At 34.5% G+C, this 23491-nt stretch carries 23 protein-coding genes; 11 read left to right on the top strand and 12 right to left on the bottom strand.

Annotated elements, in window-relative coordinates:
- Positions 1-308 precede the first annotated feature (308 nt).
- Positions 309-1085 carry a TIGR00266 family protein gene (locus FTRAC_RS10945; RefSeq protein WP_013454316.1) on the top strand — a complete coding sequence of 259 codons (777 nt, stop codon included), beginning with the start codon at positions 309-311 and terminating at the stop codon, positions 1083-1085.
- Between the two features lie 45 nt (positions 1086-1130).
- Here FTRAC_RS10945 and FTRAC_RS10940 read toward each other — a convergent pair whose 3' ends face one another.
- A complete protein-coding gene (locus FTRAC_RS10940; protein WP_013454315.1) occupies positions 1131-1778 on the bottom strand; it encodes a DUF4230 domain-containing protein in 648 nt (215 codons plus the stop codon).
- A 44-nt stretch (positions 1779-1822) separates the two neighbouring features.
- On the opposite strand from FTRAC_RS10940, the gene FTRAC_RS10935 reads away from it, so the two are divergent.
- The 4 genes from FTRAC_RS10935 to FTRAC_RS10920 all read left to right on the top strand — a co-directional run bounded on the left by FTRAC_RS10935 (position 1823) and on the right by FTRAC_RS10920 (position 5874).
- The gene (locus FTRAC_RS10935; protein WP_013454314.1) at positions 1823-2845 is read left to right on the top strand and encodes a radical SAM/SPASM domain-containing protein; all 1023 of its coding nucleotides are present in this window, start codon (positions 1823-1825) and stop codon (positions 2843-2845) included.
- A gap of 205 nt (positions 2846-3050) precedes the next feature.
- Positions 3051-4256, top strand: a complete 1206-nt coding sequence (gene gldJ / locus FTRAC_RS10930; RefSeq protein ID WP_013454313.1) for a gliding motility lipoprotein GldJ — start codon at positions 3051-3053, stop codon at positions 4254-4256.
- A gap of 436 nt (positions 4257-4692) precedes the next feature.
- A complete protein-coding gene (locus tag FTRAC_RS10925; protein WP_013454312.1) occupies positions 4693-5295 on the top strand; it encodes a DUF2179 domain-containing protein in 603 nt (200 codons plus the stop codon).
- Positions 5296-5469: 174 nt separating this feature from the next.
- Positions 5470-5874 (top strand): DUF4783 domain-containing protein, encoded by a 405-nt coding sequence (locus tag FTRAC_RS10920; protein WP_013454311.1) that lies wholly within the window; start codon positions 5470-5472, stop codon positions 5872-5874.
- A 6-nt stretch (positions 5875-5880) separates the two neighbouring features.
- Here the strand turns inward: FTRAC_RS10920 and FTRAC_RS10915 are convergent, their stop codons facing one another.
- Positions 5881-6084: a PspC domain-containing protein gene (locus FTRAC_RS10915; RefSeq protein WP_013454310.1), complete on the bottom strand. Its 204-nt coding sequence runs from the start codon at positions 6082-6084 to the stop codon at positions 5881-5883.
- A 238-nt stretch (positions 6085-6322) separates the two neighbouring features.
- Here FTRAC_RS10915 and FTRAC_RS10905 point away from each other — a divergent pair, with 238 nt between their 5' ends.
- Positions 6323-7576, top strand: a complete 1254-nt coding sequence (locus tag FTRAC_RS10905) for a 1-acyl-sn-glycerol-3-phosphate acyltransferase (RefSeq protein ID WP_041649755.1) — start codon at positions 6323-6325, stop codon at positions 7574-7576.
- A gap of 275 nt (positions 7577-7851) precedes the next feature.
- On the opposite strand, the gene FTRAC_RS10900 is transcribed toward FTRAC_RS10905, so the two are convergent.
- Genes FTRAC_RS10900 through FTRAC_RS10885 form a run of 4 tightly spaced genes read right to left on the bottom strand, consistent with a single transcriptional unit; the run spans position 7852 to position 10779 of the window.
- A complete protein-coding gene (locus FTRAC_RS10900) occupies positions 7852-9294 on the bottom strand; it encodes an SLC13 family permease (protein ID WP_013454308.1) in 1443 nt (480 codons plus the stop codon).
- 2 nt (positions 9295-9296) lie between these two features.
- Entirely contained in the window at positions 9297-9956 is a 660-nt protein-coding gene (gene nth / locus FTRAC_RS10895) for an endonuclease III (protein ID WP_013454307.1), read from the bottom strand.
- A 3-nt stretch (positions 9957-9959) separates the two neighbouring features.
- The gene (locus FTRAC_RS10890) at positions 9960-10199 is read right to left on the bottom strand and encodes a hypothetical protein (RefSeq protein ID WP_013454306.1); all 240 of its coding nucleotides are present in this window, start codon (positions 10197-10199) and stop codon (positions 9960-9962) included.
- Entirely contained in the window at positions 10177-10779 is a 603-nt protein-coding gene (locus tag FTRAC_RS10885) for an RNA polymerase sigma factor (RefSeq protein WP_013454305.1), read from the bottom strand. The genes FTRAC_RS10890 and FTRAC_RS10885 overlap by 23 nt, the downstream gene beginning before the upstream one ends.
- 362 nt (positions 10780-11141) lie before the next feature.
- Between FTRAC_RS10885 and FTRAC_RS10880 the strand changes: the two genes are divergently transcribed.
- Both FTRAC_RS10880 and FTRAC_RS19295 read left to right on the top strand, forming a co-directional pair.
- Positions 11142-11720, top strand: coding sequence for an ECF-type sigma factor (locus FTRAC_RS10880; protein WP_013454304.1), 579 nt, complete (start codon positions 11142-11144; stop codon positions 11718-11720).
- A 5-nt stretch (positions 11721-11725) separates the two neighbouring features.
- Entirely contained in the window at positions 11726-14227 is a 2502-nt protein-coding gene (locus tag FTRAC_RS19295) for a serine/threonine-protein kinase (RefSeq protein ID WP_013454303.1), read from the top strand.
- An 11-nt stretch (positions 14228-14238) separates the two neighbouring features.
- Here the strand turns inward: FTRAC_RS19295 and FTRAC_RS10870 are convergent, their stop codons facing one another.
- From FTRAC_RS10870 to FTRAC_RS10855, 4 genes are all read right to left on the bottom strand, one after another.
- The gene (locus FTRAC_RS10870; RefSeq protein ID WP_013454302.1) at positions 14239-14631 is read right to left on the bottom strand and encodes a T9SS type A sorting domain-containing protein; all 393 of its coding nucleotides are present in this window, start codon (positions 14629-14631) and stop codon (positions 14239-14241) included.
- Positions 14632-14646: 15 nt separating this feature from the next.
- Complete coding sequence (locus FTRAC_RS10865; RefSeq protein ID WP_013454301.1) at positions 14647-15423, bottom strand: UDP-2,3-diacylglucosamine diphosphatase; 777 nt, start codon at positions 15421-15423, stop codon at positions 14647-14649.
- 156 nt (positions 15424-15579) lie between these two features.
- On the bottom strand, positions 15580-16071 hold the full coding sequence (locus FTRAC_RS10860) for a Dps family protein (RefSeq protein WP_013454300.1): 492 nt from the start codon (positions 16069-16071) through the stop codon (positions 15580-15582).
- 51 nt (positions 16072-16122) lie between these two features.
- Positions 16123-16380, bottom strand: coding sequence for a YtxH domain-containing protein (locus FTRAC_RS10855; RefSeq protein ID WP_013454299.1), 258 nt, complete (start codon positions 16378-16380; stop codon positions 16123-16125).
- A 113-nt stretch (positions 16381-16493) separates the two neighbouring features.
- On the opposite strand from FTRAC_RS10855, the gene FTRAC_RS10850 reads away from it, so the two are divergent.
- Both FTRAC_RS10850 and FTRAC_RS10845 read left to right on the top strand, forming a co-directional pair.
- Positions 16494-17030, top strand: a complete 537-nt coding sequence (locus FTRAC_RS10850; protein WP_013454298.1) for a helix-turn-helix domain-containing protein — start codon at positions 16494-16496, stop codon at positions 17028-17030.
- Positions 17023-17547 carry a hypothetical protein gene (locus FTRAC_RS10845; protein ID WP_013454297.1) on the top strand — a complete coding sequence of 175 codons (525 nt, stop codon included), beginning with the start codon at positions 17023-17025 and terminating at the stop codon, positions 17545-17547. The genes FTRAC_RS10850 and FTRAC_RS10845 overlap by 8 nt, the downstream gene beginning before the upstream one ends.
- A 2-nt stretch (positions 17548-17549) precedes the next feature.
- Here the strand turns inward: FTRAC_RS10845 and FTRAC_RS10840 are convergent, their stop codons facing one another.
- Complete coding sequence (locus FTRAC_RS10840) at positions 17550-17933, bottom strand: DUF6438 domain-containing protein (RefSeq protein ID WP_041649753.1); 384 nt, start codon at positions 17931-17933, stop codon at positions 17550-17552.
- Between the two features lie 184 nt (positions 17934-18117).
- Between FTRAC_RS10840 and FTRAC_RS19290 the strand changes: the two genes are divergently transcribed.
- On the top strand, positions 18118-21651 hold the full coding sequence (locus tag FTRAC_RS19290) for a PKD domain-containing protein (protein ID WP_013454295.1): 3534 nt from the start codon (positions 18118-18120) through the stop codon (positions 21649-21651).
- A gap of 63 nt (positions 21652-21714) precedes the next feature.
- On the opposite strand, the gene FTRAC_RS10830 is transcribed toward FTRAC_RS19290, so the two are convergent.
- A complete protein-coding gene (locus tag FTRAC_RS10830; RefSeq protein ID WP_013454294.1) occupies positions 21715-23361 on the bottom strand; it encodes an RluA family pseudouridine synthase in 1647 nt (548 codons plus the stop codon).
- Positions 23362-23491 lie beyond the last annotated feature (130 nt).

Genomic DNA, 23491 nt, shown 5'->3' with positions numbered 1-23491 from the left:
ATGCCCTTGAGTTAGGGTCCACTTAAAAATCTGAATTTCCAAATTAATGTCGAACTCAGGTTAAAAAGTCTAGTATGTTTACAGTCCTTCATAATATCGTTTGAATCTATACTTATTTAGGACTCGCAGGGGGGGTGAGTGTTTTCAACCGATCTTACGCGTAGAGTAGCCCATTAGATCTCAATGAAACTTTAAGACGAAAGCACCTTAAAAAATCGTAGTTGTACAAGAAATGGTAAGTGATTATATTATAAATGTAGCTGAATAGTTACTATTTTAGTATTTTAGCCTGATAAACTTTAAAAATTATGCATGCACAATCACATGAAGTAGATTATAAGATTTTAGGAGATGGAGTTCAATTAGTAGAAATTGAGCTAGATCCTCAAGAAACCGTAATAGCAGAAGCAGGCGCTATGGTTTACATGGATGATTCGATTTTATTCGAAACGAAAATGGGTGATGGCTCTAATCCCAATGAAGGCTTTCTGGGGAAATTAATGTCTGCTGGAAGCAGGATTTTCACTGGGGAGTCATTGTTTATGACGCATTTCACACACCAAGGACAAGGGAAAGCACATGTAGCTTTTTCGGGTCCATACCCAGGAACTGTAATTGCATTGGATTTGAAAGACCACTACAATAATGAAGTAATTGTACAAAAAGATGGCTTTTTATGCGCTGCTATGGGTACTAAAGTTTCTATCACTTTAAATAAGAAAATTGGTTCTGGTCTATTAGGTGGAGAAGGCTTTATTATGCAAAAACTCCAAGGAAATGGAAGAGCTTTTGTACATGCGGGAGGGACAGTTATTGAGAAGCAGTTAAATAATGAAACACTAAAGGTGGATACAGGCTGTGTAGTGGCTTATGAATCTTCTTTAGACTTTGATATTCAAACAAGTGGAGGAATCAAATCTATGCTATTTGGTGGAGAAGGAATATTCTTAGCTACATTACGAGGTACTGGAAAAGTATGGTTGCAATCGATGCCAATTAGAAAATTAATTCAGGCAATTGCACCCTACAGTAAAAATTCCAGAAAAGAAGGGGGTTCATTGCTAGGGGAATTTTTGGAGAGGTAGATTTACATTGTAGATGCAGGATATACACTGCATCTACAATCCAATTCAATCCACTTCAAACTGAATAGGATTTGGTTGCTCAGAAAAATTAAGTATTACGGTTACCCCAGTAATGTTTTCTAGAAAAGGTTTCAGTACACTATTGCTCATTGTTTTGGCGTCTGCCAATATTCCTGATTGCACAGCTGCTTCCCTTATTTGGGCTTCAGCTTTAGCATAAACCTCATCCACGAATTCGCCAGCTTTCTTCTGGTCCTTGCTGGTTTTTAGGTCATAAAACTTACTGTTTTCTAAATTGACCTTATAATAACAGATTTCAGGTTGAGGTAGATTTACGTACAAAGTATCTTGCCTTAATTCAATATCTTCTTTTTTGATCTTTTGCAAATCAATGCATGCAACTGCTTCCCCTTGCGCAATTAGTATAGCCTTTTGATCTTGTCCACCTGGAATATAAAAGTAGCCCAAATCTAAGTATCGTTTGGCTACGTTTTCCATCTCCACTACTTCCTTATAATTATATTTTACTAGTTCCAATTTGCCCAACTTTTCAATTTCTTGCAATACTAAAGTGCTCTCAAATTCGGTGCGCTCTGGTGTTGTGTAGTTCCCTAATCTTCTAAGCCAAAGAAAAACTAGAAGAACAAGCACAATAATCCATGGAATTAATCGAATGATTGCTTTAAAGTTCATGAGGATTTATTAAGTTCGTTTTTGCGTTAAGCAATAAAATATTTATGCATTATAAAGATAGCCTTAATCTACTGAAAAAGATAACATTTAAAAAAGCCCTGAATAGCTTTTTGTTATGGTGGAGCTATCATCAATCCAAAAATGCTGGCTATTCCAAATTAAAAGGAAAGCCCATTTCTATTGCCATTGAGCCGACTACTTCCTGCAATTTAAGCTGTCCAGAATGTCCCAGTGGGCTCCGGTCTTTTTCTCGCCCAGTTGGGATGTTGAAAGCCGAAACCTTTGAAAATATGTTAGTGCAGCTCAAGGAACACTTAATTTATATGCTGTTCTATTTTCAAGGAGAGCCCTATGTCAATAAAAATTTTCTGGATTTAGTAAAAATCGCCTCCAAACACAATATTTATACCGCTACTTCAACCAATGCCCATTTTTTAGATGATGAGATAGCTAAAAAGACGGTTGAAAGTGGTTTGGATCGGTTAATCATATCTATTGATGGAGCAACCCAAGAGACTTATGAATCCTATAGAATCGGAGGGAAGCTTGAAAAAGTATTGGAAGGCACAAGAAATGTGGTCAAATGGAAGAAAGAGTTGAAATCCGGTACGCCCCATATTATTTTTCAGTTTTTGGTGGTAAAGCCTAACGAGCAAGATATTCCTCAAATCTATAAATTAGCTGATGAACTGGGCGTGGATGAGGTGAAGTTAAAAACAGCGCAAATCTATGATTACAAAAATGGTTCTCCATTAATACCCAATAATCCCAAATATAGCAGGTATAGAAAATTGGAGAATGGAATATATGCCATCAAAAATAAGCTATTAAACCAATGTTGGAAAATGTGGCATAGTTGTGTAGTAACTTGGGACGGTAGGGTGGTGCCTTGTTGTTTCGACAAAGATGCCAGTCATCAATTGGGAAACTTAAACCAAGCGAGTTTTAAATCAATATGGGAAGGCAAGCTATACGAAGATTTTAGAAATAAACTTTTAAAATCGAGAACTGAGATCGATATTTGTACAAATTGTACTGAAGGCACTAAAGTTTGGGCTGAAGAGTGAAACAATAAAGCAAATCCGACAGACGTTTTACTGTAACTGATTTAAAATTATTACATATTGGTCGAATTTGTACTAAAATACTTTAAAATTTCATTTTAATAGTTGAATTTAGTGTTTGGTAAGCTTATATTTACCAATAATTTATATATTGCATTGATATATAAGTGATTAAACAGTGTATATTAAACGAATACAATAACAGGATATGAAAAAGTTTGTGTTTAAAATCCAAAATGCCATGCTTGCATTAGCAATAGGTTTATTGTTTGCATGCGGTAGTGGCAACCCAACAGCCAAAGGGCCGGGAGTATTGAGTACGACAACAGGTTTAGAATATAATAGCGAGGAAGGCTTTCAGGTGGCTGAGTTTCGCGGACAACCTGATGGACCTAACTTAGTTTACATTGAAGGGGGTAGAACCGTACTAGGTTCATTTGAAGAAGATATTCTTCATACTAGAGATAATATTGAAAGAACGGTAACAGTTTCTTCCTTTTACATGGACGAAACGGAGGTAGCCAACATCCACTGGCTTGAGTTCTTGCATTACGTTAAATTAGATTCTTCTCGAGATTATTATGAGTCTGTTCACCCTGACACTACTGTGTGGGCGAGAAAACTAGCTTATAACGATCCTTACGTAGATCATTATTTGAGATATCCAGGTTTCCGATACCATCCTGTTGTAGGGGTGAATTGGGAGCAGGCTAATGAATATGCCAAGTGGAGATCTATAATGGTGAATTATAAATTAGCTGAAGAAGCTGGAATTGAAGTTCCTGCCGAATCAGGAGGTAGAATACCTTTAGAAACAGGAGTCGTTTTGCCTGATTATCGTTTGCCAACTGAGGCGGAGTGGGAATATGCTGCAACTGCTTTAATTGGTACACAGTGGGTTGATGAAGTGCAGCTTTATAAAAGAATTTATCCTTGGGATGGACATTCTTTAAGAAACCCGTACGGAAAAGAAATGGGATACTTCCTTGCTAATTTTAAAAGAGGTCGTGGTGACTATGGTGGTATTGCAGGAAAATTAAACGATGGTGCTTTTATTACTGACTACATTTATAATTTCCCTCCAAATGATTATGGCCTATACAACATGGCTGGAAATGTGAATGAATGGGTTTGGGATTTATATCGTCCATTGTCATTCCAAGATTTCGAAGATTTGAACCCAGTTAGAAGAGATGGAACTTTAGATCCTCAAAACAATTATGATAATGGTGCTAGAGATCCCAATTCGATTAATTCTTTGATCAATGACAATATCAGAGTTTACAAAGGAGGATCTTGGGCAGATGTTGCTTATTGGTTGTCTCCGGGAACAAGAAGATTCATCGAACAAGATTCATCTACTGCTACCATCGGTTTCCGTTGTGCCATGATTAGGGCTGGTGGAAATAAATAATTTATATTCGTTTTAATTGTCTTTAAGAAGAGGCTGTCAAATTCAATTTTGATAGCCTCTTTTGATTTATATCCAGATTAATAGCAGGATGGCTAGTTTATACGGAGCTGGCTCTTCTTAACGTTTATAGATTTAGATTCCGGCTCATATTGTAAAAGTAGTGAATTTCGCTAGTGGCTAAGTGAGTAGTGGAATGAGCTTACCAGCTCGTATCTTTAAAGTCATTGAAACTGAGAAGGAAATTAGTATGCTTGGAATCGTCTAGCTGAGAAATGAAATGACAGCGCAACATTCCGATAAAAAATTGTCAAAGCTTACTACAAACATTTAAGCCATACAGTAGATACCTATTTAGTAATATCTCAATGGAAATCAATCCATTTTTCCAACTGGAATAATTTTCAGATATTTAGGTTTCTCTCCAAAATAGATATTTATGCAAGAGTTTTTTCAAGAATTGGGGTTCACCAATAATATATTTGCGTTTGTAATTCTACCATTATTGATCTTTTTGGCAAGGGTTGCGGATGTTTCCATAGGAACCATAAGAGTAATATTGGTAATGCAAGGTAAAAAAGGACTGGCTCCTCTCTTAGGTTTTTTCGAGTCTTTGATATGGTTGTTGGCTATAGGTCAGATTTTTCAGCATATTGATAATCCGGTGAGTTATATCTCTTACGCATTAGGCTATGCCTTTGGAACCTATGTAGGTATCATCTTAGAAGAGAAAATGGCAATCGGAAGAGTAGTGGTAAGAGTCATTACTGCATTACCTGCCAATGATTTAATTGATTATCTTGAAAGAAAGAACCATAGGTATTCAAACATTGATGCTACTGGAAATGATGGAAAAGTAAATATTATTTTTACTGTAGTGAAAAGAAACACTTTAAAAGAACTGATTCCTAAAATTCATGAATATAATCCAAAAGCATTTTTCACTATCGAAGGTGTGAAAAAAGTTAGTGATGAAGAGGTTTCTTTTAAGGAAAACAAAGGAATATTAATTGGTAAAATGCTAGATATTAGAAGTAAATAAATTTAATCCGGTTTATAGGTAAAATAAATGAATGCTTTTTGCATACTCAATTCCATTATGCTATTTTGTGTAAATATTATAATTATCTATTGAATAAAGAGAAATAAAAGTACTATATGCAATGTATGGCATAATTTTAGCTTATTGACCTATTTAAATTGAATTAAAATCCTAATGAAGGAATTTGCTATTAAATATTTCTTAATAATTATTATTTCAGGTTTCTGCTTGAGTAATAGTCATGCACAAAGTGAATCTCTTTTTGCTGATGTTAGATCTGCACTAAAAGCAGGGAGCTCAAAAGAATTATCTCAACATTTCCATGATAATATTGAGCTGAACATCAATGGAGAATCAGGAAATTATAGCAATGTACATGCTGAAATATATCTAAAAGAGTTTTTCAAAAAGCATGAACCCATTAGTTTTGAATATGCTCATCAAGGAAGTTCGCCCGAAGGGTTGAACTACGCAATAGGAAATTATGTCCATTCCGAAGGCACTTATCTTGTTCTAATAAGAGCAAAAAAAATTAATGGCAAAGAAAAAATATATATAATAGATTTTTCTAAGGAGTAACTCAGCTTACCTTTTCCAACTCAATTTCTCTTCTGGCATCACAAACCACAGTATTATATAAACTAATATACCAGGAAATGCTGCGCTAAGAATTGATATCAATACATAAAGCAGACGAACTTTACCTGCATCCCAGCCAAAATATTTTGCTATTCCTCCGCAAACACCGGCAAAAACTCTTTCTCTTGTTCTTTCTAAATTCTTTTCCATTTTTTTATTTTCTTATTTAAAAAATTAACTCAATATGAATGCCAAATAGCAAATATAGCTCCAGTAAGCTTTAAATGCGGTTTCAATCTTTTAAAGTGTTCATAATCGGACGCATAATTTTCATATTGAACACTGCCTAAAATCATTATATTTGTGGCTTTAAGTTTTACTTTGCCTAATGTACAATATAATAAAGTCCTCAATATATGCCATTCTTCGCATTTTCTTAAATGCAAGTATGTCCTTTAGTTATCGAAATATCATAGTGACAGGTTATGATAAAATAAAAGATCGCAAACCCACTTTATTTGTCAGCAATCATCAAAACACTTTTATGGATGGTCTGGCTCTAGTTAAAGTTGCAAAAAATATCAATCCCAATATTCTGGTTAGAGCTGATATTTTCAAATCAAAATGGGCTTCTATTGCATTGGACATTATTCACTTGATCCCGATATACAGAAAGAAAGACAATATGGGAAGTGTGGCTCAAAACAATGAAATATTTAAAAAGTGTTTTGACTTATTCAACCAAGGGAAAACCTTATTAATTTTTCCCGAAGGAAATCACGCCATTAAGAGATTTTTGAGGTCAATGCAGAAAGGGCCAGCAAGAATTGCTTTTCAAGCAGAAGAAGAGAATAATTTCGAATTAGGCCTGAATGTGGCTCCTTTTGGTTTGCATTATACAAATCATCCCAAGAGATGGTATGATTTACATATTCATTTTGGTGAGGCTTTTCGAGTAAAGGATTTCCAAGAAGTATATCAGGAAAATCCGACCAAAGCTCAAAAGCAATTTACCGCTAAAATAGGAATAGATATTTCAGCTGAAATGATAGATATCAAGTGGCATTCAGAATATGAATTCATGGAAAAAGTTCGGACGCTGCTTAAGCCTTATGCTCTAAAATGGGCCGAGAATAATAGATCTATTGTTCATGCAGAAAATGAATTAGTAAATAAAATCGCAGACCAGCTGCAGGATGATGAGCAAAAATCAGTTGTATTGCAGGAGAATACTAACTCATATTTTGAATCAGTAAAGAAAAATAATCTGACAGAGGATTATATCGCTGAAAAACCATCTGTTTTTAAACTGTTTTTTAAAGCCACTGGAGTTTTGGCTGGATTACCTTTTTGGTTCGTAGCTAAAATCATCAATTTCATACCCGAATTTATAATTGAAAAAAAAGTAATAGCTGGAGTTAAAGATATTACATGGCATATTTCATTAAGAACAGGAATTGCAATGTTCCTTTATCCTATTTACTACTTGTTAACTTTTATAGCATTAGGTTTAAGTATAGGTTGGATATTAGCTGGGATGATAGTCTGCTCATTCCCTTTAATCTCTATTATAATGTACGAAACAGAATATCATTTCAAAAAACTGAAAAATGCCTTTATAATATTTAAAAAACCGCAAATTTTGAAGCAAGAACAAGAATTGATACTGGAGTTTAAAGACCTATTGATGCGAAACAAATAGAAAATAAAAGATATTTCAGCTAAAGCTGAAATGATTTAACCACAAAGATTGTACTGAGAATTTCACAAAGGACGCTAAGAAATGTGCTGTTAAATCGGATTTTTATCAATCCCATAGAAACAAGTAAACACTATTGATCAGCTACAGACATTTACTTTGTGTTCCTTCCAAATAAATATGGGACAAGTTGTGGAAATCTTAAAGAAATTTTGTGTTAAACTTTTGTGTCACTTTGTGGCAATATAAAAGTAGCCTTTGACTGTTTACAAGTAATGTTAACCCCCAACAAAGGGCGCGAGAAAATATCCTGCAACTACTAATACAATCACTGCTATTAAATTTAATAAAATTCCAGCTCTTACCATTTGCTTTATGCTGATATAACCACTTGAAAAGACAATGGCATTGGGCGGAGTGCTAATAGGCATCATAAAAGCGCAACTTGTGGCCATGGCTACTGGAATAGCCAGCAACAGCGGGTCTACATCCAAGCCAGTAGCTATGCTTAACACCATCGGAATCGCTATAGTAGTGAGCGCAACATTGCTCATCACCTCAGTTAAGAAAAGTGCCAAGGTAGTTAATATTAAAAGCAACAACCATAGTGGAATATTTTGATACTGACGAATAGCTTCCCCTATCATATCTACAAAGCCAGCTGTTTCCATTGCTTTGGCTAGTGTCATTCCGCCCCCAAATAATATTAAAATACCCCAGGGAAGATTTTTCATGTCTTCCCAGTTCATCAACATTTTACCTGACTTATTGAGTGGAATTAAAAATGTAGCTAATCCACCTGACATAGCAGTAACCGTATCATTTAAAATTTCAATTCCCAATACCGAATTGACTTGAGATTTGAATATCCAACATAAAGCTGTAATACTAAAAATGATGGCTACCCATTTTTCTTCTTTGCTCCAATTTCCGAGCTGCTTTATTTCCTGACCAATAAATAATTCTGCTTTCTCAATCTTAGTGATCCCATGTGGGAAAAGCACTTTAGTTAACATTTGATAAATAATGATCAACATAATCGCCACTGTTGGAATGCCAATTATTAACCAGCTTGCAAAGCTAATTTCTTTGCCCAAAATACTTTTTACTAATCCTACTAAAACTACATTTGGAGGAGTCCCAATGATAGTTGCCATACCTCCAACGTTTGCGGAATATGCAATACCTAAGAAAAGAGCTGCTTTAAAGCGGTTGAAGCCTGAAAAGGTGTCTTCATGTGCCTCCAATAATTTAACCACCGATAGCGCGATGGGCAACATCATTACCGCTGTGGCTGTATTGCTTATCCACATACTGAGGACGGCTGTAGCCAACATAAACCCTAAAATAATTCCATTGGCATTAGTGCCTGTAAGGCGAATTAAATTTAATGCAATTCTTCTATGGAGTTGATGTTTTTCCATTGCCAAAGCCAACATAAATCCACCCATAAAAAGGAAAATAATTGGGCTAGCATAGGGAGTTGTAGCATCAGAGAGATTAAATACTCCTGTGCTGGGAAATAAAACCATTGGCAAAAGAGCAGTAGCAAAGATCGGGATAGCTTCAAATACCCACCAAACAATCATCCATAGAGCAATGGAAAATACATCCCAACCTATTTCAGGAAACCAAAATTGGGGATTCGCAATTTGGATTATTAGGAATAGTAATGGTCCTAATGCCAAAGCCCAATATTTCAAAATGGCTTTTTGATCCATAGTTATAATTGATTTTCCAATGGTTTGTTCTTCTCAAAATACCTACATAAATGAGTGATTTTGCATTCTTCGCATTTCGGTCTTCTTGCCACACACACATACCTACCATGCAAGATCAACCAGTGATGCGCAACATGCACATACTCAGAAGGAATATGTTTTATTAAAGTTTTTTCTACTTCCAAAGGCGTTTTAGCATTTTGATTGACCAAACCCAACCTTTTGGAAACCCTAAAAACATGTGTATCCACCGCCATGGCCGGCTGATTATAAATGACAGAAGCAATTACATTGGCTGTTTTTCTTCCGACTCCCGGCATCTTCTGTAAATCTTCTATGGATTCCGGCACAACAGAATTGAATTCCTCTACCAATATTTTGGCCATACCAAGCAAATGCTTGGTTTTATTATTCATAAAAGAAATACTTTTGATATAGGGAAGTACTTCATCAAAGTGTGAGCTGGCTAAATGCTCCGGTGTGGGAAAAGCCTCGAAAAGCGCAGGGGTAACTATGTTTACTCTTTTATCTGTGCATTGGGCAGATAAAATAACAGCCACAAGCAGTTGGTACGGATTTTCGTAATGTAATTCCGTTTCTGCTTGTGGCTGGTTTTTAGAAAAATATTCTAAAAATGCTTCGTAGCGTTCTTTTCTTGTCATTTGCTATTCCTTTACAGGATGCAAATTAACAGCTTTTGAATATTCTAAAATAGTATTGATGGTTTTTTCTGAAGGAGCCATCATTCCCCCGTCCATTTGCTTTTTCAGCCATAATAGTTCATGATACTGTTCTAAAAGTTCCATGTCCTCACTTAAGGCCAGTTCGATTTGCCGATTTTCCTCCGGCTCTGTTTCTTCATAAACATATCGGATTAAATCGTCATGAGTAAAAATTTTGGTCATAGGCTATATTATATTGTTGCATCTTTTTCCTCAAATTAATGAGGGCATAGCGCATTCGGCCTAATGCAGTATTGATGCTAACGCCCGTTTGATCGGAAATTTCCTTAAAACTCATATCCATATAATGGCGCATGATCAGCACTTGTTTTTGTGCTTCCGGTAATTCCGATATCAATTTACGAAGCGATTTATGCACATCTTTCTTCATTTGTGCGTCCTCAAAAGTGCCTTCTGCAAATTCGAGGGTTTCGAATACACTATTTCCATCATCCATAACGATGGTAGGGTACCTTTTATTTTTCCGGAACTTATCAATTGCTAAATTATGTGCAATTCTTAAAATCCAGGGCAAAAATTTACCTTCCTCGTTATAACGACCAGATTTCAAAGTTCGTATAGCCTTGATGAAAACTTCTTGCATTAAATCTTCAGCTACGTAATGATCTTTAACAATCATGTAGATAGTAGTGAAAATTCTTGATTTGTGGCGGTTTACTAATTCTTCAAACGCTACTTCATTACCATTGATATACTGACCGACCAATTGGCTGTCGTCCAGCATTGTTTTTTGATTATTCATCTTAAAACACCTTGTTTAGTTTGGTAAAAGTTTATTCTATAGCGTCAAAATTTAGAGGTATAACATTCTTTTATAGCATCGAAAGTATTCAAATGATTTTAAATCACAAAAATATTTTTCGATTTATTTTATAGTGACAGAAGAAATACAAAAAAGGTTGGAATTCATATAATAAAATAAATTTCAAGCCGTTAGAAGTGGTTTCTTAATTTTAAATTAGAATGCTTTTCTGCCTAAAATCAGAGCTTTCTGTTTTTATAAAATGTATTTAGTCTGTTTATGTAAGGTTTTTTACATATCTTTATTTTATCTTAAAAAATAGTAGATTTGTACAGTTTATTTGGTATATTTATCGAATTATTATGATAAACCAAGGAGAAATAACACAGCTATTAGTTCAGGTAAATCAAGGGGATATGAATGCTTACAATAAGATATTCCCTGTGATTTATGGTGAATTACGACATATTGCGCATCGAATTCGTTTTCAATATTTTGGTATAGAAACATTGAACACCACTGCGATCGTCCATGAAGCATATTTGAAAATAATAAATTCAGAGGCTAATTGGAATAGTCGCGCTCATTTTTATGGAGTGGCAGGCAAAGCCATGCGTCATATTCTATTGAATGCAGCAAGAAGGAAAAATGCCATTAAAAGAGGTCGTGATGCCCAACATCTTTGCTTTGAAGAATGGGAAGAAAAAATTAATTTGTCGGATGAATGTTCAGATGAATTATTAAGATTAGATGAGGTCTTGAATGAATTAGAGAGAAAAGACAGCAAACAGGTAAAACTAGTGGAGTGTAGGTTTTTTGCCAATATGACTATAGAAGAAACAGCAGCAGTACTTGATATTTCACCTTCCACAGTAAAAAGAAATTGGCAAGTAATCAAGGCTTGGATTTACAGTCAGATTCAGGCTAGAAAAACGGCTTAAAAATAATGGGATATTCTTGGAGTGAATTGGAAGATATTTTCCAAAGCGCATTGAAAATACCGGCCTCAGAGCGGGAAAATTTTGTTAAAGATAGAGCAAAAGATGATGAGCGTTTAAAACAAACTGTTCTCATGATGCTAAGAGATGTAGAAAATGCTGATCAATACTTTGACAAACTTCAAGAAGGGATAGCAGATGGGTTTGAGGAAAAAAAGGAAAATATATATCAATCTGGTGATATAATTGATAAATATAAAATAATTGAGCAAGTAGGTCATGGTGGCATGGGTCAAGTCTATTTGGCGGAAAGAAATGACCAACAATTTGAACAAAAAGTGGCTGTCAAGTGCTTTTCTCCTGAAGAGGTAAAAGAGAATTTCTTTGAAAATTTTAGAAATGAACAACAATTTCTTGCTAATCTTAATCATGCAGGAATAGCTCATATATTAGACGGAGGTGTTACAGATGATGGAATTCATTACATTATCATGGAATATGTGGATGGCTTGCCAATAGATGAATATTTGAAAAATCATCAATTAAGTATTCAAGAAAAGATCAAGCTTTATCTCAGTATCTGTGAAGCCATTAATTATGCACATAATAGGTTAATCCTACATTTAGATATAAAGCCTTCTAATATTTTAGTAAATAGGGAAGGGCAAGTTAAATTATTAGATTTTGGTATTGCGCAAAAAATCGGGACTAAGCTTCAAAAACACACTCATAAAGCAACCCCTTTCTATGCCGCCCCGGAACAAATTAAAATGGGGGATATCACAACAGCGACAGATATTTTTCAGTTGGGAGTATTGTTTCATATTGTCCTAACATCTAAGAATCCGTTAAATCCTCATGAAAAAAATCCTTATGATAGGGAAGTGATACTATCAAATTCAGCCCCTAAAGAACTAATTTCCATTATTAAGGTTTGTTTGAGGGAATCTTCAGAAGATCGGTATGTGTCAGTTTCAGCTCTCATTCAGGATGTTATAAATTACACTAATAACATTCCTGTTGATGTTCATACTAAAAACTGGTCTTACCGAGCCGAAAAGTTTCTAGCGAGAAATATGATCAAGATTGCTCTTTCCTTCTTAGTGATAATATCATTGGTATCAGGAACCATAATTTCTGCTTATCAAGCTAGTATAGCAAAGGAAAACGAACAAAAAGCTGTTAAGACAAGTGAATTTCTGTTGGATATTTTCAAAAATGCAGATCCGGTTCAAACTGAAGGAGGTTTAACGGTTAAAGATATTTTAGATAATAGCACCAGCAGCATTGAGGCAAAGTTTGACGATCGTGCTTTTAAGCTTGGTTTATATGATAGGTTGACTAATATTTATACCAATGTTTATCTGTGGAATGATTCTAGAACGCTTGCGGAAAAAGTATTGAATGATTATCAAGACGTTGACAACATTAGTAAATTGAAAATCATGAGCACTCTAGCTGGTAATTACCGTGAATTATCAGAGTACCAAAAAGCCGATTCAGTATTTGGTATATTACTACGAAAGATTGATGATCCTCAAGAAAACCTACCCTTAGATTTTAAGATTGAAAATATTTTGGCTCTTGGAAAATCAAAACAGATTCAAGGCAATTATGATACCGCTCTATATTTTATAAATAAAGCAAGTCAGCTGATAGAAGAAGATATTCTTGAAAAAGATAAAGCTGATATATTCAATCATTACGCATCAGTATTTAAAGATTTGTCCAAGTTTGACTCTGCTGCTTTCTATCAGAAGAAAGCAATACAAATTTTAGAAGCGAAAAATACTCCTGAAAGTCAGACTGCACTCGCAGTTTATTACAATAATCAAGGAAATCTATTTAGGGATATGTCTCTCTATGATTCTGCTATTGCTTCATTTGAACATTCAATTAGTCTGAAAAGGGAAATAGCATCTAAAGCAAATCTAGATATCGCTATTACTTTAAGTAATTTGGGAGGAACATATTATAAAAAAAAGAATTACGATAGTGCCTCTGCAATTCTCAACCGAGCTATTGATATATTTAGTACTCAACTAAAACCAGATAATAATTTCATTGTATCCACTCGCTACAGTTTGGCAAATATCTACTATAATCAATTGAAATTTGAAAAAGCCTTGTCTGAATATAAGGAAATTCTAAAAGTTGACACAGTCAATTTTGGGTTGGATCATCCTTATGTTGCTGATGATTATATCTCATTATCTAATTGCTACAAAGAACTAAATGCTTTGGATAAAGCATACGAATACCTCAAAAAAGCAGAAAATATAATTGAGGAAAAATTTGATGAAAGTCATCAAAAGACTTCTTATTTATATAATAAATTTGGGGAGCTATTTGAAAAGCAGGAAAACTACACAATGGCGCAGATATATTATCAAGAGTCCTACAATTTAGCTAATAAGTACTTAGGAAAAGAACATCGATACACTCAACTTTACAAAAAAGATGTGGAGCGAATTGCTGAAATTATGAAGAGTAGTATTAATAGAATGTAAAATCTCTTTAACTATTCTACTATGATCGATTTTGTCTTATTGTACTCCGAACTTCCCGCTTCCACAACAAAAAACTTTGGGTTATAGTAGCTTAAATCATACTCTTTCGTAAACAACCCGGCTTTAGAGACCGTCTCTTGTTTAATTAAATTGCCTATTAAATCATAAATCTTAATTGTAGTGGACTTATCAGTGTCTTTATAAAAGCTGAGGGTGAATTTTCCTGTTTCTGTTTTTTTTAGCTTAAAATCGAACTCTGGATTTACCAGTAGCTTTTTAGGGTAGTTTACTCTGCCGTCTTTTTCTACACTTTCCACTTCAACACTATCTTTTGAGCCTTCTTGAGCGTATGAAATAGATAGCGTAAAGTAAAGTACAGAAAGTATAAGTAAAATTCTTATCATATTTAAAGGCGGTAATTATTCTTCATTAAATTTATCTAGTACAAAATCTTTGCCATCAAAAGATGCAAAAGTATTATAATTAACCCATTCCCCTAAATTTATATAACGCGAATTTTTGTTGACTTCTAAATCAAGCGGTAAATGCCGATGTCCGAAAACATAGAAATCATAATGAGTATGCTCTTCGTTTTTCTTTGCGTAGGTCCATAGCCATTCTCCTTCACCTAAAAATTTTTCAGTTTCATCTGTACTACTACTTATTCTACTGCTTGCTGACCATTTATTGGCGATGCTTATTCCTAAATCAGGATGAATTTGTCTGAATAACCATTGGCATAATTTATTTTCAAAAACCTTCTTTAGAAATTTATATTGTCGATCACCAGGCCCTAAGCCATCTCCATGGCCAACTAGTATCTTACTTCCATTAGCTTGCAACGTAATCGGTTCACGGAAAACATCAATACCTAGTTCTTCTGTAAAATAGCCGAACATCCACATGTCATGATTACCTGTAAACAGATAGACAGGCAATCCTGCATCTGCTAATTCTGCTAATTTGCCTTGAAACCGAATAAAACCTTTAGGGATAGCCTTTTTATATTCATGCCAGAAATCAAATATATCTCCAACTAAAAACAAAGCAGCAGCATCCGCTTGAATTTGATTCATCCATCTAACTATCCTCTGCTCTCTTAAATGGCTTTCTTGTAAATTGGGTGCGCCCAAATGAAAATCTGATGCAAAATATATTTTCTTATCTTCCGGTATGTCCAGTTTTAGGGTTTTCATCTTCGGTTACAAAGCTAAAAAAAGCATATTAAAACTTATCTATTTTTGCCATTTTAACAAATAATAGTTTACACGGGCTCGGGGTATAAAGTTAGCTCAAAAAAAAAGCTGAATCCTTTTCAAGATTCAGCTTTTAATTAAAAAACTATTATTTAATTATTTGCCTAAGAAAGAACTTAACATCCAGTGGTGTTTTTCCATGTCTTGGATGAAGGTATTCAACATATCCTCAGTACCTACATCCCCTATATCTATCGCTGCATTCATGGCATCAGTCAGATACGATAATAAGATTTGGTAATCATTTAAGATCTCCTGCACCATTTCTTCAGCCGGTAAATCTGTCGGTGACTCTTTAATATTGGAGTTCTCCATATAGTCACTCAAATTACTTAATGGAGTGTGACCGAAAACTCTGATTCTTTCTGCTATTTCATCAATACTTTCTTTCGCTATGTCATAGCGTTCTTCAAATTGTTCATGCAAATCGAAAAAATCAGCTCCTTTCACATTCCAGTGGAAATTCCTCAATTTCTGATAATGCATATGGTAATTTGCTAATAAAGCATTCATTACCTCTACCAATCTTTCTGTTTCTGACTTATCAAATCCTAATTTTCTATATCTTTTATCTACTGTAGTACTCATATAATTAATCTATTTATCAATTCAAAAAAAATTAAAATATCAGTATAATTATCAGTTTTTATAATTTACTGATTCTTTCAATTGATCGATTGTTTCTTTTCCTTTGCTTGAAACACTATCGATTTCTTTATTTAATGTTGATTTCAACTCATCAATTTTCTTGATTGAATCTTTATACGATTTGTCAACATTCTTTTTTAATTTTTTTCTTGTTTTATCTCCTTTTTCAGGTGCATAAAGTAATCCTGCAACTGCTCCTGTTAATAATCCTAAACTGAATCCTGTTAAAATTTTTACTCCGTTATTCATAGTGATATTTATTTAAAGGTTATTGATTAAATTCTACTTATACTAACCTTCATTTATACAAAATGTTACATATATTGACATTTTTACTCAAAAAATGTTAATATTGTTGACAAATGACAAAAATATCGAATAACATAAAGTATTTAAGAACTGAAAAGGGATTAAGCCAAACCGCTATGGCAGAGGCTGTTGGGCTTAAACGAGGTAATATTGCTTCTTATGAAAAGGAGTTGGCACAGCCGAGTATTGAAAATTTGGTTAATATAGCAGATTATTTTGGCATAGATATTCACCAAATTGTAAATGAAGATTTACAATATTCTACCAAAAAAGTAAAACACGATAGAAATCCCTTTAAAATATTTGAAGAAAACTTCCCCATTCAAGGACTAAAAGATCGTGTTAATGCCTTAAAAGGAAACCATAATGCAGAGGATAAAGTCAAACGGTTAAAAGATCAAAACAAGGATATCCAGAAAATGGTTGATGGTTTTAGAGCTTTTCATAAAATGCGAATGAATTCAAATGAAAGCACGGAAGAACTTAGTAAAAAATTATCTGCGGATTATGTCAATTTATTGGACATATTACAGACAGTATTAAAGAGCAATACCGATTTGATAAAAATTATTGATAAAAAAGATGAATAATATTAAAAGGCTTCTGGTTCTGATTTTAACAATATCTAGTTCACAGGCAAATTTCGCCCAAGAATATGATGAGGATGTCAAATCTATTGAATCCATTATGTCAGCATTAACTGATGTAATTTCTGGACCTGCCGATAGAGAAAGGGATTGGAATAGATTTGAGTATCTGTTTTCAGAAGATGCCAAATTGATTCCCACTCAAAAAATTGAGTCCGGGGAGGTAACTTATCATTATTGGACACCTCAGGAATATGTTGAAATGTATCAGAAAAACCGAGGTGGAACAGCTTTTTACGAGCAAGAATTACACAGAATCACAGAATCATTTGGAAATATAGCACACTGTTTCAGTACTTATGCAGTACGAACCTCAGAAAACGGCCCTATTGAGAGGCGTGGAATCAATAGCATTCAATTGCTCAGAGGAAAAGACCGATGGTATATCATATCCGTTTTTTGGAGCAATGAATCAGATGATGAGAAAATCCCTCGGGAATATTTAACTAACGAAAAATAGAATCAGTTTGCAAAGACTTGCTCTTCCACAAATGTCAAAATAGTATCACTCATATTAGAAATCGAAGCAGGGCCACCGCCATACCTTGATACCTGCTTTACAACACCGTTATTGTTGTAGGTGAAGTTTTGAGTAGGTAAATCCTGCATAGTAGATTTGTATTCTTCTTTTAAATTCGCCCAGTCGGCAGTTTGTATTATACCTAGAAGTGCTTCAAATTGCTCATCGTCCAATTTTACTTCTTTCTTCCCTTTGATTTTTGTGTTTTCCTTACCATTAAAAACTAATTTTTGATCACCATAAAGCGATAATTCAAACACAGGGCATGGCCCCATGCAAGCAGTAGTGTTTAAACTAAATATCTCCTCTGCTTGTTGTGAACTCATGCTTTTGTTGCTTTTACAAGCAATTAATAATAATATAAAGAGTGGGACTACAAAAAATAACGAGAATTTATACATATCCATATGGTTTATAAACGACATCTTATTCATACAAGAAATTTTTTTAATAAGTTACAATTACGAAATAAGATGTTTAATTTTAGTCAAATTAATTAAAAATTACATTATGAAAAAAACATTTACCTTAGCTATTTGCATTATATTTCTTGGATTTAATGCGGTAAACGCCCAAGTATTTAAAAAATTTGATCCTGTAATTTGTCCAGTTGATCACAATTCTTACGATACTTTTGTTCCACCACCGGAAAAATTTCAGGCACTAGCTGCTCGAGGTGTTACTAATCAAAGCACCGAAAGCACTGCTAATATAATTGTTAATTACAATGGCTTTAGTGAAGAAGCTAAAGTAGCATATCAATATGCAGTTGATATATGGGCATCAATTCTTAAATCGCCTGTGACAATTCATGTAAATGCTAACTATGTGCCACTAGGTCAAGGGGTTTTAGGTTCTGCTGGACCATCAGATTTCGTTAGAGATTTTGACGGGGCGCCTGTTCAAAACACATTTTATCCAATAGCGCTAGCCGAAAAAATTGCAGGAAAAGATTTGAATAAGCCTGGCAATCCTGACATCAATTCAAATTTCAATAGTGATTTCAATTTTTATTTAGGCACGGATGGAAATCCTCCTGCTGGACAATATGATTTTGTATCTATCGTCTTGCATGAACTAGGCCACGGATTAGGATTTATAGGTTTGGCCTCCTATGAAAATTCACAGGGATCGTGGTCTGCTGGCGAAACTGGCAAAACCTCAATTTATACAGAATTTGTAAATCTAGGAGATGGAACTCCTATAATAGATTTACCTGATAATTCGGAAGAAACTGGTGATGCTCTAACAAGCAACAATTTGTTTTTTAATGGGCCTATCTCCGTGAACCAATTAGGAGAAGAGCCAAAATTATATACTCCATCCACATGGAATGGTGGTTCCAGCTATTCTCACTTGGATGAAAATGAATATGGTCCAGGAAATGAAAATTCTCTAATGTCTCCTCAATTTGGTGCAGGTGAAGCTATTCATGCTCCTGGAATCACTTATGAACTTTTTGCTGATATGGGTTGGATTCATACCTATATGCAGCATCAAAATGGAAACCAAATCACTGAGAATATCAACGATGATTTTGTAGTGGATTTATCTGTTTTTTCTGATACTACATTCAATGAAAAAGTTCCCGAGCTAGTTTATTCACTTGATGATTTTCAGTCAAGTAATAATATAGTGATGACTGATACAGGAAATGGGAAAGATTTTACAGCAAGTATTCCTAACCCTGGTGAAACTTCTACTATCAAATACTATTTTCAGGGAGTTGAAGATGGAACTGGCCGAAACTATACAGCACCAGCAGATGCACCGAACAAATTTTATACTGTAAATATTGTAGCACTACAAGACAAGTCGTTGCCTTATACACTTGCTGAGGGTGGTGATTTCGAAACAAATGCGTCTGATTGGCAATCCATCATAATAAATGGTAATGAGAACCATTGGGAATACGGCCAACCAGGTAATGTTTTAAATTCAGCCATTTCAGGTAATAACGTATGGAAAACGAAGCTATCTGAAGATATTGGATTTGCAGACTTAAACTCAAGTAGTGCTTTGGTTTCGCCAACATTTGATTTTAGTTCAGAAAATGAAAACATAGAATTAAGCTTTAATTTTATGATGGCCAATGCCACTACAACGAACGGCTTCTTCAATCAGGGGCCTTTTGGGCTTCAAATGGAGTTTTCTTTGGACAGGGGTCAAACGTGGGAAGTATTAGGAACTCAAGATGACCCAAGAGCAGAAAACTGGTATAATTTCAGAGAAAATTCCCCGAGCGTTTTTTCTATAAATGACAATTCTGGTTGGATTGAACAAACTTATGAAGTAAACAATGGAGATACTACATTGCTTCCTTTAAACGCTAAATATAATGTCAGCTTTTTGGGGGGTAATCAAAATGTGAATTTCAGATTAGTATTTTATGTAGTACAAGATTTCCCTGAGGCAGGATATGAAGCTGATGGCGTATTAGTGGATGATTTTGAAATTTTAAGTTCTGATCCTACAGCTGATTTTATTAGTACTTCTACCGCATTGAATTACACGGGGGATCAAATCAATTTCGAATATATTTCAGCAGGAGCAACTTCATATAGTTGGGATTTTGGAGACGGCAACACCTCAAATCAAGAGAATCCTAGCCATAGCTATGCTAGCGGTGGGGTTTATGATGTTAGTTTGACAATAACTAGTGATGCGGGTAATGCTACTGTTGTAAAGGAAAATTTAATTAAAATTATTCCAACTCGACAGGTTCCTTATCAGTTGGAAGATGGTGGTAACTTAGAACAGGCTGAAGTAGATTTTAGCATTCAAAACGTATCCGGAACTGGTTTTGTACTTGGCCGAAGCGAAATAACTGGAAAGGCAGGTACGGCAAGTGGTGATTTCGCTTTTGTTACTGCACCTGATGCAGAATTATATGAAAACAATTCTGAAGCCTATATCTATACACCAGAATTTGACTTTAAAAGCTTAGGAGATTATCAATTTTCTTTTGAAACTAATTATCAGTTTGAAGACAATTGGGATGGTTTTATTGTTGAATATACAGTTGATAGAGGAGAAAATTGGATTAAACTTAAAGATGAACTTGAAGATAATTGGTACACTCAAATAAGTGATCCGCAGTCTGTATTTGGTAATGAAGTTCCGATTTTTAGTGGAAATACAGAAAATGAATTTGTGAAAAAATTTACTGATGTGTCTTTCCTAGCAGGTGCTGAAAGGGTTAGTTTTAGAATTAAGTTTCTAACAGATGCGGCTGAAGTAGATGCCGGAATGGCAATTGACAATTTTGAAATATTGGGGCCACTTGCTGGGCCAGCAATACCTGATTTTAGTGCTGAAGTTGAGTATGCCTGTGAAGGAGCTACAATAGTATTTAGTAATGAATCTTTGGGGTCTATAAAAGATTTGCAATGGGATTTTGGTGAAGGTGCTGAACCACAATTTGCAAGTGGCACTGGCCCTCATGAAATTAAATTTAGCACTGCTGGAAGTTATGATGTTACTTTGACTGCAGAGGACTTGAATGGAGCATTTGTAACGGAGACAAAAGAGGAGTTTATTAATATTGGATTAAATCATTTTCCTTCTATATCAATAGGGGAAAGAAGTAATGATTTTACTGTATTACTAACTGCAAGTGAAGGCGAAAGCTATCAATGGTTTTTAAATGGGGATTCAATACCTGATGCAACAGAACAAACATATTTGGCAATTGAAGATGGTCAATATTATGTTGCGGTTCTTGTTGAAAATTGTGTTGGTTTTTCAAATGTGGATAATATCATCACCTCTAATGATTCCCCATTAGCCAGAAGCTTTTCTGCTTTTCCTAACCCATTAAATAAAAATAGAGCATTAAATATCTCTTTTGAAAATGAATATTTAGGCGACTATAATGTAGAAGTTTACAGTTTAAATGGCCGAAGAATATTTTCAGAGAAGTTTAATAAAGTTAGTACTCAAGAAGTCCAAGAAATAGATCTAAAGAAGGCGATTGAAGGGCTTTATTTGGTTAGAGTTACTACAGGAAGTCAAAGTACTCAAATTAAGGTTCTAATTGAGTAGAATGGTAAATATTCTATTTACATTAAGCCCACAAGATTTCAAATCTTGTGGGTTTATTTTTGACTAAATACCAAAAGATGCCATGTTTTCAAATTGCATAATTCTACCATTTTGAGGATGTTTGAACTGAATATATTCTGCATGTAACATCAATCTTTCAGCTTTATTTCCATAAAGCGTATCTCCAATGATAGGAGCATCCAAACCTTTTGGATGGGCAGCATGAACTCTTAATTGGTGTGTTCTTCCCGTGACAGGGATAAAAGTCACCATGCTTTTTTTATCATTGTTACTGATAAGCCTCCATTTGGTTAATGCCTTTCTTCCTGATTCAAAATCTACCTTCTGCATAGGTCGATTGTCTTCATCCACCGCTAATGGCAAATTTACTTCTCCTTCACTTTTATCCAACGTTCCCTCCAATACAGCACAATACCTTTTTTGAATGGTTTTATCCATGAATTGCTTTTGCAAAAATTTATGACTATCCAAATCCTTGCTAATCAGCATTATTCCAGAGGTCATTTTATCCAATCTATGCGCTAATAACGGACCCGTAGCTTTAGGATATGTTTTCTGCATTCTAGTTAATACAGAATCTTTTATCTCTTTCGATGGAATGCTAAGCAATCCTGCTGGCTTCACTATTACTACTATTTGCTCATCTTCATAAAGTTTTTCAATCACTTTGTCCTCAGCTGTGTATTGTAGCAAAGGATCGTCTTCTAGATTTAAGCCCTTTAACATGTGACCTAAAATAGGTTTGCACTTTCCGCTGCAAGCAGGATAAAACCTACCTTCTTTACGTAATTCTGATTTTGGTGCTTTTCCCCACCAAAATTCTCCCATGGCAATTGGCTTATATTGACTTACAAAGGCGTATTGCAGCAATTTGGGTAATGCACAATCTCCTGCACCAGAAGGAGGATAAACAAGCGGTTCAAAAATTTCTTCCAAGCCTTTTCTTTGCCCTTTTACATTTAAAAATTGATATTGATCAAAAATCTGCTTTTGCAATTTGATGGATCTCTGCTTTCGTTCTTTCTTTAATCGCTGAATTTGAGATTCATAAACCGCTACTTTGGATTGTATGGAAGCAATTTTCTTTTTCCACCCTTTATTTAATTTCTTGTAGTTGTAATCTTCATTGATGCTTTCTTTTCGCAGCTGTTCATCCAATTTATCAAAAGCTTCAGGGCTAAGATTGACCATGCCTTCCTCTCGTTTTTCCTTTCTTAAAGCCTTAGCCATTTGTTTTTTTTCTTGTGCGGATTTTAATTCCAAATTTGATTTTTTACTTTGCTCTTTAAGCTCCGCCATCAATTTATTGAAATTTCGGTCTTCCTCAAGTTGTTTGATTTTTCGGTTGATTTTCACCAGTTCTTCTTCGCCTTTCTTATAAAATCCTTTTAATTCCAACCGATCATAAATGGGAGGAACAAAATTGACAGGTGGATCACCATCATAATCCTGTCCTGAGAAGGATGTTAAGTATCCTAATTCACCGGATTGATTTTGAACCACTAATACGCCATACATTTTGCCACTTATTTCATTTTTAATATTAGCAGCTTTCAGATTTTCTTGCAATTCATTTGCTGCTAATTCAGTGAGCGGGTGAGGTTCATATGAAAAAGGGAATGTAAATTTCTCAGGTAGTGAGTATTCAGATGTGTCAGTTTTGAACTTTATGAAGTAGGAATCCTGCATAGATTGGATAAGAATGTATTGCTATAGACTTTATAGAAATTACTAATACAAAATTAAGTAAATAAAATCTTAGCTCAATAGCTATCGTCAAATGTTATTTAGATTCAAAAAGCATGATATAAATCATTTC

The sequence above is a fragment of the Marivirga tractuosa DSM 4126 genome, assembly GCF_000183425.1.
GTDB lineage: Bacteria > Bacteroidota > Bacteroidia > Cytophagales > Cyclobacteriaceae > Marivirga > Marivirga tractuosa.
This window is presented reverse-complemented; position numbering and strand designations above follow the sequence as displayed.

Bases quoted from the DNA above. Each gene is read 5' to 3' on its own strand.
- FTRAC_RS10945 (WP_013454316.1), top strand. From the start codon at position 309: ATGCATGCACAATCACATGAAGTAGATTATAAGATTTTAGGAGATGGA.
- FTRAC_RS10940 (WP_013454315.1), bottom strand. From the start codon at position 1,778: ATGAACTTTAAAGCAATCATTCGATTAATTCCATGGATTATTGTGCTT.
- FTRAC_RS10935 (WP_013454314.1), top strand. From the start codon at position 1,823: ATGCATTATAAAGATAGCCTTAATCTACTGAAAAAGATAACATTTAAA.
- gldJ (WP_013454313.1), top strand. From the start codon at position 3,051: ATGAAAAAGTTTGTGTTTAAAATCCAAAATGCCATGCTTGCATTAGCA.
- FTRAC_RS10925 (WP_013454312.1), top strand. From the start codon at position 4,693: ATGCAAGAGTTTTTTCAAGAATTGGGGTTCACCAATAATATATTTGCG.
- FTRAC_RS10920 (WP_013454311.1), top strand. From the start codon at position 5,470: ATGAAGGAATTTGCTATTAAATATTTCTTAATAATTATTATTTCAGGT.
- FTRAC_RS10915 (WP_013454310.1), bottom strand. From the start codon at position 6,084: ATGGAAAAGAATTTAGAAAGAACAAGAGAAAGAGTTTTTGCCGGTGTT.
- FTRAC_RS10905 (WP_041649755.1), top strand. From the start codon at position 6,323: ATGTCCTTTAGTTATCGAAATATCATAGTGACAGGTTATGATAAAATA.
- FTRAC_RS10900 (WP_013454308.1), bottom strand. From the start codon at position 9,294: ATGGATCAAAAAGCCATTTTGAAATATTGGGCTTTGGCATTAGGACCA.
- nth (WP_013454307.1), bottom strand. From the start codon at position 9,956: ATGACAAGAAAAGAACGCTACGAAGCATTTTTAGAATATTTTTCTAAA.
- FTRAC_RS10890 (WP_013454306.1), bottom strand. From the start codon at position 10,199: ATGACCAAAATTTTTACTCATGACGATTTAATCCGATATGTTTATGAA.
- FTRAC_RS10885 (WP_013454305.1), bottom strand. From the start codon at position 10,779: ATGAATAATCAAAAAACAATGCTGGACGACAGCCAATTGGTCGGTCAG.
- FTRAC_RS10880 (WP_013454304.1), top strand. From the start codon at position 11,142: ATGATAAACCAAGGAGAAATAACACAGCTATTAGTTCAGGTAAATCAA.
- FTRAC_RS19295 (WP_013454303.1), top strand. From the start codon at position 11,726: ATGGGATATTCTTGGAGTGAATTGGAAGATATTTTCCAAAGCGCATTG.
- FTRAC_RS10870 (WP_013454302.1), bottom strand. From the start codon at position 14,631: ATGATAAGAATTTTACTTATACTTTCTGTACTTTACTTTACGCTATCT.
- FTRAC_RS10865 (WP_013454301.1), bottom strand. From the start codon at position 15,423: ATGAAAACCCTAAAACTGGACATACCGGAAGATAAGAAAATATATTTT.
- FTRAC_RS10860 (WP_013454300.1), bottom strand. From the start codon at position 16,071: ATGAGTACTACAGTAGATAAAAGATATAGAAAATTAGGATTTGATAAG.
- FTRAC_RS10855 (WP_013454299.1), bottom strand. From the start codon at position 16,380: ATGAATAACGGAGTAAAAATTTTAACAGGATTCAGTTTAGGATTATTA.
- FTRAC_RS10850 (WP_013454298.1), top strand. From the start codon at position 16,494: ATGACAAAAATATCGAATAACATAAAGTATTTAAGAACTGAAAAGGGA.
- FTRAC_RS10845 (WP_013454297.1), top strand. From the start codon at position 17,023: ATGAATAATATTAAAAGGCTTCTGGTTCTGATTTTAACAATATCTAGT.
- FTRAC_RS10840 (WP_041649753.1), bottom strand. From the start codon at position 17,933: ATGAGTTCACAACAAGCAGAGGAGATATTTAGTTTAAACACTACTGCT.
- FTRAC_RS19290 (WP_013454295.1), top strand. From the start codon at position 18,118: ATGAAAAAAACATTTACCTTAGCTATTTGCATTATATTTCTTGGATTT.
- FTRAC_RS10830 (WP_013454294.1), bottom strand. From the start codon at position 23,361: ATGCAGGATTCCTACTTCATAAAGTTCAAAACTGACACATCTGAATAC.